This is a genomic window from Vibrio genomosp. F10 str. 9ZD137, from assembly GCF_049974785.1.
Taxonomy (GTDB): domain Bacteria; phylum Pseudomonadota; class Gammaproteobacteria; order Enterobacterales; family Vibrionaceae; genus Vibrio.
In genome coordinates, this window is the sequence record NZ_JBNGCJ010000172.1 from 1 (window position 1) to 1036 (window position 1036).

Consider the following 1036-nt stretch of genomic DNA (forward strand, 5'->3'; position numbering starts at 1 on the left):
GTTGATGAGATTGAAGCGAGTAAGAGTTTGGCTCAGCAAGGCGCACAACACACAGAACTAGCCGTTGCAAAATTAGTGTCAACGGTTAAGCAAATAGAGATGCTAAGTCATGAGATGTCAGAACTCGCGAACGCAGCAGAAGCACAGTCGGATTCTACTCAAGCTATTAACGCTTTAATGGGCGAGGTGTCCAGTTCAATAGACGATGTATCGAGAATTGCAGAAAGTACTCATGCGACATCGGTGACGGTGAAAGAGCAGGTGGTTGAACTCAATACAGAAATGGACCAGTTTACGCGAGTGTAACTTTTGTTATGCGTGACCTTTCGCCATTTTGATTCATATTTCAATTAAGGTTGTGGATTAATGAGATATGCGTTTTGGTGGTGAAGTGATTTTATGGTTTTCAGCATTTCAGCATTTCAGCATTTCAGCAACGTTAACGTCACTTCAGCCAAAAAACAGTGGTTATTGTTAAAAAGGACCTACCCGAAGGTAGGCCAAAATCCCTAAAATCCCTGTGGAGCGAGGGGTGGGGGAGGGAAACTAACCGCCTTTAACAGGCAGTAATGCAAGTGCTTGGTTTGATTTGAATCAACTGGCTAATATTGATATCACCGACGTTTTCAACCGATTCAAAACGAGAAATAAGAAGGGAAGAGATATTGCGTTTTTCCAGTTCACGACTTAGCAGTGGCACAATGATCGATGTATCATCCGACGATGAGTGGGTGGTGTTGAGGTAAATCGCTTCAACGCCGCGAAAAATACTCATTCTCGCGAGCAATTTCTCATCGTTACTCAGCGCCCAGATCACTGCTTGGCTTTGGCAGCGAGACATCAGCAAAGGCGTCTCTCCACTTTCCGTGTAGACAGCAACCCCCAGCGCTTGCTCTGAGCGTGCAGCTGAAATCATTGACGAAATTGCAAAACTCTTGCTGTTGTCGCTGCATAACTGCTGAATTTTTTGCCAACATGCATCAGCGCATAAGCTTTCGGTTTCGACACCTTCAGCCACTCTCACCATGGCTTCAAC

Annotated in this window: 1 protein-coding gene and 1 pseudogene; one reads left to right on the top strand and one right to left on the bottom strand. The window is 45.1% G+C overall.

Annotated elements, in window-relative coordinates; all coding sequences use genetic code 11:
• A pseudogene (locus ACP45E_RS02230) lies at positions 1-306 on the top strand (methyl-accepting chemotaxis protein); the annotation flags it as partial.
• Between the two features lie 250 nt (positions 307-556).
• Here the strand turns inward: ACP45E_RS02230 and ACP45E_RS02235 are convergent.
• On the bottom strand, positions 557-1036 hold a 480-nt coding region (locus tag ACP45E_RS02235; protein WP_277815673.1), incomplete at its 5' end, for a pyruvate kinase alpha/beta domain-containing protein.